Here is a 9633-nt window from a genome sequence, read left to right as displayed (position 1 = left end):
TCGCGTAGGGCCTACGGCTTCAGAAACTTTGAGAATTACCGCATGAGGGTCTTGGCTCAATGCGGCTGGAACGGTGTCATCAACCGTGTCTGATGGATGCCCATCCCCCGTTAATGGGGTAGAGCCGAAGATCGTCCAGCGCTGCTGGACAATACATAAGCCAACACCCGACCCGCTGAACGCAAAAAACCCGCAAGACTCAATGTCTATGCGGGTTTCGCTTTTTGATGTCAGAGGACATCGTACTGAATTGGACTTCTTAAAACTAAGAAGTGGTGCCCAGGAGAGGACTCGAACCTCCACACCTTGCGGCACATGGACCTGAACCATGCGCGTCTACCAATTCCGCCACCTGGGCACGGCATAACGTGTATGCTATTGCTTTCGTTGAAAACACTGCATTTTTACTGCTGCGTTTCAGCGAAGTCAGAACTATACAATACATTTTTTTGGGATGCAAACAGCCTTTGAAAAAACGAACCAACAACGACAATAACCACGACGGTTCTCTCATGCCCGCCACGGACCTGCCCTCTGATTTCGACCCTAAAGTCCCCAGCCGCGAACAGCTGCTGGATGCCCTGCGTCACGCGAACAAGCCGCTGTCGCTGGAAGCCCTGGCCGATACCACCCACGCCTCCATTCCCCTGTCCACAGGTTTCATCCGCCGCGTCAAGGCCATGGAACGCGACGGGCAGGTGCGCTTCAACGCCCAGGGAAGGTTGCAAATATGCAACAACACGGATTTCATCACCGGCACCGTCCAGGGGCATCGCGATGGCTACGGTTTTCTCATTCCGGATGACGGCAGCCGCGACCTGTACCTGTCCACTCATGAAATGGCCAAGATCCTGCACGGCGACCGCGTACGGGTCAGGCTCAGCGGCGAATACCGTGGACGTCCCGAAGGCGCCATCGTCGAGGTCCTGGAACGCCGCACCGTCAAACTGGTGGGCCGGTTCCTGAAAGAACATGGCGCCTTCGTCGTCGCCCCCGAAGATCAGCGCATCAAGCACGACATTCTGATTTCCGCCCAGGACACGGGCGGCGCCGAACCCGGCCAGGTCGTCACGGTGCAGATCCTGCGCCAGCCGGCCAGCCACATCCAGCCGCAGGGCCGCGTCACCGAAGTCCTGGGTGAAATCGATGACCCCGGCATGGAAATCGAAATCGCCGTGCGCAAATTCGACGTGCCGGTGGATTTTTCCAAAGCCACGCTGCGGCAGCTCGAATCCATCCCAGACCATGTGCGCGAAGGCGAATACGCCGGGCGCGTCGACCTGCGCGACGTACCCTTCATCACCATCGACGGCGAGGACGCCCGCGATTTCGACGACGCCGTGTTCTGCATGGACGCGGATCTGGGTACGGCCAAGCGCGCCCGTCCCGGTTGGCGACTGCTGGTGGCCATCGCCGACGTCAGTCACTATGTGCAGCCAGGCTCCGCCCTGGACGACGATGCCCTGGATCGCGGCACCAGCGTGTACTTCCCGCGCCGCGTGATCCCCATGCTGCCCGAAGCCCTGTCCAACGGTATCTGCTCGCTGAATCCGGATGCAGACCGGCTGGTGATGGTCTGCGACATGGTGATCCCGGCAGGCGGCGCCAAAGCCGGCACCGTGGCGGCCTATCAGTTCTACGAAGCCGTCATCCATTCGCATGCTCGCACGACTTACACCGACATCTGGGCTGCGCTGCAGCAACCCAAAGGCCCGGCGGCGCAAAACCTGGGGGATCTGTACCCGCACGTGCAGACGGCCTACGAACTGTTCCAGGCCTTTGCCAAGGCTCGCCAGGCGCGCGGCGCCATCGATTTCGACACCGTAGAAACGCGCATCGTCTGCAACCCGCTGGGGCGCATCGAAAAGATCGAGCCCTACACCCGCAACGACGCCCACAAGCTCATCGAAGAATGCATGCTGGCCGCCAACACCTGCGCCGCCGATTTCATCGTGCGCAACAAACGCCAGGCGCTGTTTCGCGTGCATGACGGCCCCACGCCCGAAAAGCTGCAGGCGCTGCGTGAAACCCTGCGTCTCATGGGCCTGAGCCTGGGCGGGGGCGATGATCCGCAAACCAGCGATTACGCCAAACTGATTCAGGAAAGCCGCGCCAGGCCGGATTTCGAAACTATCCAGACCCTGTGCCTGCGCTCCATGCAGCAGGCCATCTACAGCCCCGAACAGACCGGCCACTTCGGCCTGTCCTACGAACACTACGCGCATTTCACATCGCCTATCCGGCGCTACCCGGATCTGCTGGTGCATCGCGTCATCCGCGGCATTCTGCACAAACAGCGTTACCTGCCACCCGTCCTGCCAGGCGAGCCCGCCAATCCCGCCCTGCCGGCCAAAATCCGCGAACAGGACGCCTGGGACTCGTTGGGCGCCTTGCTGTCGGCCCGGGAACGCCGCGCCGACGATGCCTCCCGCGATGTCCAGGCCTGGCTGAAATGCTGGTTCGTGCGCGAACACGTCGGCGAAGTCTTCAGTGGCCGCATCACCGGCGTCACCAGCTTCGGGGTGTTCGTCACGCTGGAAACGCTGTACGTGGAAGGCCTGGTGCACATCTCCGAACTGGGTGGCGACTACTTCCAGTACAACGAGGCCCTGAACGAACTGCGCGGCGAACGTTCGGGCTTCCGCTACCAGTTGGGCGACGCCCTGCAGGTGCAGGTGTCCCGCGTGGATCTGGAAGCCCGCCGCATCGATTTCCGCCCGGTGCGGGGGGAAGACTTCAAATCCCTGCAGGCCGAAATCGACGGCGATTCGCGCACCGGCGCATCACGGCCCTACAAAAAGGCCGCCGGCGCCAAGCCTGCGGCATTGCGCGGCACCACCGCCCATCAGCGTCGCGCCGAGGCCAAGCGCGCCGCGCGCCAGGACACCCCGCGCAAACGACGCAGCTGATACGGTATACCCCGCAGCACCCGCACTACAATGACGGGCATGACCCGCGCCTTTGGCGCGGGTCCCCTTCACCGTGCTTCAGGAAGACCATGTCATCCCAACAGATTTTGGCCGGGTTCCACGCCGTGCAAGCGCGGCTGCGCCACGCCCCCGATTCGATCCGCGACGTCTATCTGGACACCAGCCGCCAGGATGCCCGCATGCAGCGCTGCATCCAGCAACTGGAATCCGCCGACGTGCGCTGGCATGCCGCCGATGCCCAGCGCCTGGACGGCCTGGCGCGCGGTGTGCGTCATCAGGGCATCGTCGCCTTGGCTCAGGCCCGACCGCTAGCCATTTCCGTCGACGAAGTGCTGGACGAACTGGAGGACCGTGGGGAATCCGCCTTGCTGCTGGTCCTGGACGGCGTCACCGACCCCCACAATCTGGGCGCTTGCCTGCGCACAGCGGATGCCGCCGGGGTGCACGCCGTGATCGCGCCCAAGGACCGGGCCGTCGGCCTGAACACGACGGTGCAGCGCGTCGCCTGCGGCGGCGCGGATACCGTCCCCTACCTGATGGTCACCAATCTGGCCCGCACCCTGCGCGCCCTGCGCGAACGCGACGTCTGGCTGGTAGGCACGGATGACACCGCCACGCACAGCATGCATCAGGTCGATGCCCGCCGCCCCATGGCCTGGGTCATGGGCGCCGAAGGCGAAGGCATGCGTCGCCTGACCCGCGAAACCTGCGACGAGCTCGTGTCCATCCCCATGCAGGGATCGGTCGAAAGCCTGAACGTCAGCGTTGCCAGCGCCGTCTGCCTGTACGAGACCGTCCGCCAGCGCCTGCTGCCAGTCGGCGCATAATCCTACAGCCCCTTTTCCGTCTCTCCCACGCCACCATGTCCAATACCGGCTTCACGACCCAGATCGTCCACTACGGCCACCGTGCCGATTCCGAACACGGCGCGGTGCACGCCGCCGTCCACCCCTCGACGGAATATACCTACCACGACGCGCACGACCTGGCGGCGGTCTTCCAGAACCGCAAGAAAGGCTATACCTACGGACGCACGGGCACGCCGACCACCGCCGCCCTGGAAGAACAGGTCACGGCCATGGAGCAAGGCATCGGCACGGTCAGCTTTGCCACCGGCATGGCGGCTCTGAACGCCGTGTTCTTCGCGCTGCTGCGCCACGGCGACCACCTGATCGCCAGCAAATACATCTTCGGCAACACCAACAGCCTGCTGATGACGCTGGAAAATTTCGGCGTCGAATTGACGCTGGTCGATGCCACGGACGTCTCCCAGGTGCAAGACGCCCTGCGTCCCAACACCCGTATGGTATTCGTGGAAACCATCGCCAACCCCGGCACCCAGGTCGCCGACCTGGCCGCCATCGGCGATCTATGCCAGACGTACAAGCTGGTCTACGTCGTCGACAGCACCCTGTCTTCTCCCTACCTGCGTCCGGGGCGCGATTTCGGCGCCTCGCTGGTGGTCAATTCCCTGTCCAAGCATCTGGGCGGCCACGGCAATGCCCTGGGCGGCGCCGTGACCCAAACGGGGCTGTACGACTGGGCCGACTTCCCCCACATCTACCCGCAGTACCGCAAGGATGATTCCCACACCTGGGGCCTGCTGCAGATCAAGAAAAAAGGCCTGCGCGATATGGGCGGCACCCTGTCTTCCGACGTCGCGCATCGCCTGGCAGCCGGCGCCGAGACCCTCGCCCTGCGCATGGACCGCATCTGCAGCAATGCTCTGGCCCTGGCCCGATTCCTGAACGAACACCCCCTGGTAGAACGGGTGCAGTATCCGGGCCTGAACCATCATCCGCAGCACCGGCGCGCGACGGAATTCTTCGGCGGACAGTACGGCGGGCTGCTGGGCGTCGTGCTGAAGGACCACGCCGATGTCTTCGCCATCCTGAACCGGCTGCGCGTCGTGGCGCTGGCAACACACCTGGGCGATAACCGCACGCTGGTGCTGCCAGCGGCCCATACCATCTACTATGAAATGGGCGCCGAACGCCGCGCCCTGATGGGGATCCCGGATAATTTCCTGCGCATCTCCGTCGGGATCGAAGAAGAAGCCAATCTAATCGACGATTTTGCGCAGGCCCTGACCAAGCCCTGAACCCGCCGGGCATTCACCGCAGAGGCTCCAGAGCACCCCACATCGTTTTTGATGTTTTTTAACAGATGTCAGGAAATACGCGGGTCTTCAGCGATTTCCTCTTGACACTGCCAGGCATTAGAAGGCTTAATACGCCTTAGCCACCAACGCTGGCCGGGTTCCGCCGCACGGACAGTGCGGCCCAGGCAGCACCAGCCAGCACGGATGGCGAGACACATCCATCAAACGACCCGGTGCTTATCCACCGAGCGACAATAAACCTCAGGGGTATTTTGTAAATGAACAAGACTGAGCTGATCGAGCATATTTCCTCCAAGACCGATCTCTCCAAAGCCGACGTAGGTCGCGCTCTGGAAGCCTTTGTCGGCGCCGTGAAAACCACCCTGAAGAAAAAAGGGTCGGTCACCCTGGTCGGCTTCGGCACCTTTGCCGTGACCGAACGCGCCGCCCGCACCGGCCGCAACCCGCGCACCGGCGAAGCGATCAAGATCAAAAAGGCCCGCGTGCCGAAATTCCGTCCGGGCAAGGCCTTGAAAGACGCTGTCAACTGATCGACTCCCGTCTAAAAAAGGTCGCCCTCCGGGGCGGCTTTTTTTTGCCGCTGGGCCGCCCCCAGGCAAAACGCCCCCTTGTGGGGCAGCAAGCAGCCGCCAGGCTGCGCAACGTGGGGGATTTTTTCTAGCGGCGCCCGACGCCCTCCGGTTTGCCCCGTCCCATAGTCGCCGATATAATTGCGCCCTGACCGCTCGCATCACCGTCGCGGTCGCATCCGGGTGCTTAGCTCAGTTGGTAGAGCGGCGCCTTTACACGGCGTAGGTCGGGGGTTCGAGCCCCTCAGCACCCACCATCCCGGATGGCGGATTTACAATCCCCTGCATGAATCCTCCCGCCCATTCCCCAGGGTCGCTGCGCTGCGGCCTGGAATCCCTGAATCAGTTCGACGAAATCATCGACGTGCGCACGCCGGCGGAATACGCTGACGACCACATTCCCGGCGCCATCAACGCCCCGGTGCTCAGCAACGAAGAACGCGTCCTGATCGGCACCATGTATGCCCAGGAATCCCCCTTCAAGGCCACCCGTCTGGGGGCTGCGCTGGTCGCCCGGCACATCGGCGATTATCTGGAAACTCTGTTCGCCGACCGCCCGCGCAGCTGGCGACCGTTGATCTACTGCTGGCGCGGCGGCAAGCGATCCGGCGCCATGACCACCTGGTTCAACCTGATCGGCTGGCGCGCACGACAGCTGGACGGCGGCTACAAGACCTGGCGGCGGCATGTAATCGACCGCCTGACGAATCATCCCGCCCGCTTCGACTGCATCGTGCTGACCGGCCCGACGGGTTCGGGCAAGACCCGTCTGCTGCAGGCGCTGGGCCAGGCCGGCGCGCAGATCCTGGACCTGGAAGGCCTGGCCTGCCACCGCGGGTCGCTGCTGGGCAGCCTGCCGGCTCAGCCGCAGCCCAGCCAGCGCAGTTTTGAATCCACCCTGCTGCAAGCGCTGGACACGCTGGATCCCGATCGCCCCGTCTTCCTGGAAGCCGAAAGTCGCCGCATCGGCCAGCTGAGCCTGCCCGACAGCCTGCTGCAGGCCATGTACGGCGGGCGCTGCGTGCGCATCCAGGCCGCGCTGCCGCAGCGCGTCGAATTCCTGCTGCAAGACTACGAACATCTGTTCCACGATCCCGACGCCTTCAAGCGCACTCTGGGCCGGCTGGTCGGCCTGCACAGCCGACAGACCATCCAGGATTGGCATGCCCTGATCGATGCCGACCGACGCGCGGAACTGTTTCAGTCCCTGATGCAGGATCATTACGACCCGGCTTACCGACGCAGCAGCCAAGGCCACTACGCGGGCTTGGCGCAAGCCCCCACATTCGAGTACAACCCTACCGCCCCCGAAGGCCAACGCCAGGCCGTCCAGCTCATGGACCAACTAGGACTGGTTCATGCAGTCCCGGCAGGCTGACGCCGACCACCGCGACACGATTGCCCGCCCGACAAGGGCAGCCCTGGAGTTTTTCCGATGACTGATTCATCCATCCCCCGCCTGACCTCGCTATCCCACGGAGGCGGCTGCGGCTGCAAGATCGCGCCTGACGTGCTGGCCAAACTGATGCGCCATGCCTTGCCCGCCGGTCCTTTCCCCGATCTGATGGTCGGGACGCAATCGTCCGACGACGCCGCCGTCTATCGTCTGAACGACGAACAAGCGCTGATCGCGACCACGGACTTTTTCATGCCCATCGTCGACGACCCGCACGACTTCGGGCGCATCGCCGCCGCGAATGCGCTGTCCGATGTCTACGCGATGGGCGGACGCCCCATCATGGCCCTGGCGCTGGTGGGCATGCCGCTGAAATCTCTGCCGCACGACACCATCGCCGCCGTGCTGGCTGGCGGTGCCGCCGTCTGCCAGCAAGCCGGCATTCCCATCGCCGGAGGACACTCCATCGACTCGGTCGAACCCATCTACGGCTTGGCCGTCATGGGTCTGGCGCACCCCGATCACATCAAACGCAACGACCGGGCGCAAGACGGCGATGTCCTGATCCTGAGCAAACCCCTGGGCGTGGGAATTTTGTCAGCGGCGCTGAAAAAAGATCGCCTGGATGCGACCGGCTACCAGGCCATGATCGACAGCACCACCCGGCTCAATACACCGGGCGCGCAACTGGCCTTGATGCCGTCGGTCCACGCACTGACCGACGTGACCGGCTTCAGCCTGCTGGGCCATGCCCTGGAAATGTGCCGAGGGTCGGGACTGCGCGCTGAACTGGACTACGCCGCCCTGCCCTGGCTGGAGCCGGCCCCCGCTCTGGCGCGCGAGGGCATTCAGACCGGGGCTTCCGGGCGCAACTGGATGGCCTGCGGGGCCGATGTCACGCTGGCTGCCGCCCTGCCCCCGGAAGCCCAGGCCTTGCTGACCGACCCGCAGACCTCGGGCGGTTTGCTGATCGCCTGCGCCGCCGATGCCGCTGACGAGGTCCTGGCGCTGCTGCGCGCCGACGGCTTCCAGCAAGCCGCCCGCATCGGTCGGCTGACTGCCGGCTCACCGCATATTCAGGTATCCTGAACGCTGTCGCCCTTTCCCGGAGCCCTTCATGGTCGAGCCTTTGATCGTTGCGCGCAATACCGATTTCCAGGCGGGATTGCTGCCCCAGATGGCCAATCGGCACGGCTGCATCACCGGCGCTACCGGCACCGGCAAGACCATTACCCTGCAGGTGTTGGCCGAATCCTTTTCCCGGATCGGCACACCGGTCTTCCTGGCCGACGTCAAAGGCGACCTCAGCGGCATCTCTCAAGCAGGGGCGCCCTCTGAAAAACTGAACAAGCGCCTGCAGGATCTGGGCCTGCCGGAGCCGGCGTGGGGCGCCTGTCCCGCCACACTGTGGGACATCTTCGGCCAGCAGGGCCACCCGATCCGCGCCACGGTGTCCGATCTGGGTCCCCTGCTGCTGGCTCGCATGCTGGATCTGAACGACACGCAAGAAGGGGTGCTGAACCTGACCTTCCGTGTGGCCGACGATCAGGGCCTGCTGGTCCTGGACCTGAAAGACCTGCGCACGATGCTGCAGCATGTGGCCGACCATGCCAGCGAACTGCGCACCCGGTACGGCCAGGTCTCATCGGCCTCGATCGGCGCCATCCAGCGCAGCCTGCTGCGCCTGGAATCCGAAGGCGCGGAACAATTCTTCGGCGAACCCATGCTGGACGTCTTCGACTGGATGCGCACAGACGCCCAGGGGCGCGGCATGATCAACATCCTGGCCGCCGACCGGCTGATGCAGTCCCCGCGCCTGTACGGCGTGTTCCTGCTATGGATGCTGGCGGACCTATACGAACGCCTGCCCGAAGTCGGCGATCTGGAAAAACCCAAGCTGGTGTTCTTTTTCGACGAGGCCCACCTGCTGTTCAAGGACGCGCCCAAGGCCTTGCTGGAAAAAATCGAGCAGATCGTGCGCCTGGTCCGATCCAAAGGCGTCGGGGTCTATTTCGTCACCCAGAACCCGGCGGACATTCCCGATACCGTGCTGGGCCAGCTGGGCCACCGTGTGCAACATGCGCTGCGGGCCTTCACCCCCCGCGATCAAAAAGCCGTGCGCACCGCCGCGCAGACCATGCGCCCGCGCGATGGCCTGGACATCGAAGCCGCCATCACCGCCCTGGCCGTGGGCGAAGCCCTGATTTCTTTTCTGGACCCCAAGGGCCAACCCATCCCCACCGAGCGCGTCTGGATGTCCGCCCCCGGCAGCCGGATCGGCCCCGCCACCGATGCGGAACGCCAGGCCTTGCGCGCCGCATCCCTGCTGGGCGGAAAATACGACCAGACCCTGGACCGTGAATCCGCTTACGAAGTCCTGCAGACCCGCGCCCAGGGCGCCGCACCCGCTGCAGAGCAGGGCGCCGACAGCCCTGGCGCCATGGCAGGCATGGGCGGCATGCTCAATGATTTCCTGTTCGGCTCTACGGGCCCGCGCGGCGGTCGCCGCGACGGCGTGGTGCAGTCGGTGGCCAAAAGCATGGTGCGTAATGCTGCCAACCAGATGGTGCGCGGCCTGTTAGGTTCCCTGGTCGGACGGCGGCGCTGACGCGCTCC

The 9633-nt window shown here is 64.2% G+C and carries 7 protein-coding genes and 2 tRNA genes; 8 read left to right on the top strand and 1 reads right to left on the bottom strand.

The features are described 5' to 3' along the window. Positions 1–273: 273 nt before the first annotated feature. Positions 274–358: transfer RNA gene (locus WBF69_RS06505), tRNA-Leu, on the bottom strand. A 109-nt stretch (positions 359–467) separates the two neighbouring features. Between WBF69_RS06505 and rnr the strand changes: the two genes are divergently transcribed. The 8 genes from rnr to WBF69_RS06465 all read left to right on the top strand — a co-directional run bounded on the left by rnr (position 468) and on the right by WBF69_RS06465 (position 9625). Beyond that, positions 468–2909: a ribonuclease R gene (gene rnr, locus WBF69_RS06500; protein WP_424262407.1), complete on the top strand. Its 2442-nt coding sequence runs from the start codon at positions 468–470 to the stop codon at positions 2907–2909. 89 nt (positions 2910–2998) lie between these two features. Further along, on the top strand, positions 2999–3757 hold the full coding sequence (gene rlmB, locus WBF69_RS06495) for a 23S rRNA (guanosine(2251)-2'-O)-methyltransferase RlmB (RefSeq protein ID WP_424262405.1): 759 nt from the start codon (positions 2999–3001) through the stop codon (positions 3755–3757). Between the two features lie 35 nt (positions 3758–3792). Further along, positions 3793–5031 (top strand): cystathionine gamma-synthase family protein, encoded by a 1239-nt coding sequence (locus WBF69_RS06490; RefSeq protein ID WP_424262403.1) that lies wholly within the window; start codon positions 3793–3795, stop codon positions 5029–5031. A gap of 278 nt (positions 5032–5309) precedes the next feature. Then, complete coding sequence (locus WBF69_RS06485) at positions 5310–5582, top strand: HU family DNA-binding protein (protein WP_414244251.1); 273 nt, start codon at positions 5310–5312, stop codon at positions 5580–5582. Positions 5583–5802: 220 nt separating this feature from the next. Then, a tRNA-Val gene (locus WBF69_RS06480) sits at positions 5803–5878 on the top strand. Positions 5879–5907: 29 nt separating this feature from the next. Further along, complete coding sequence (gene mnmH / locus WBF69_RS06475) at positions 5908–6999, top strand: tRNA 2-selenouridine(34) synthase MnmH (RefSeq protein ID WP_424262401.1); 1092 nt, start codon at positions 5908–5910, stop codon at positions 6997–6999. A gap of 57 nt (positions 7000–7056) precedes the next feature. Next, on the top strand, positions 7057–8106 hold the full coding sequence (gene selD / locus WBF69_RS06470) for a selenide, water dikinase SelD (RefSeq protein WP_424262399.1): 1050 nt from the start codon (positions 7057–7059) through the stop codon (positions 8104–8106). 28 nt (positions 8107–8134) lie between these two features. Beyond that, the gene (locus tag WBF69_RS06465; protein WP_424262397.1) at positions 8135–9625 is read left to right on the top strand and encodes a helicase HerA-like C-terminal domain-containing protein; all 1491 of its coding nucleotides are present in this window, start codon (positions 8135–8137) and stop codon (positions 9623–9625) included. Positions 9626–9633: the final 8 nt, after the last annotated feature.

The organism is Castellaniella sp., from assembly GCF_049673105.1.
Lineage (GTDB): Bacteria > Pseudomonadota > Gammaproteobacteria > Burkholderiales > Burkholderiaceae_B > Castellaniella.
This window is presented reverse-complemented; position numbering and strand designations above follow the sequence as displayed.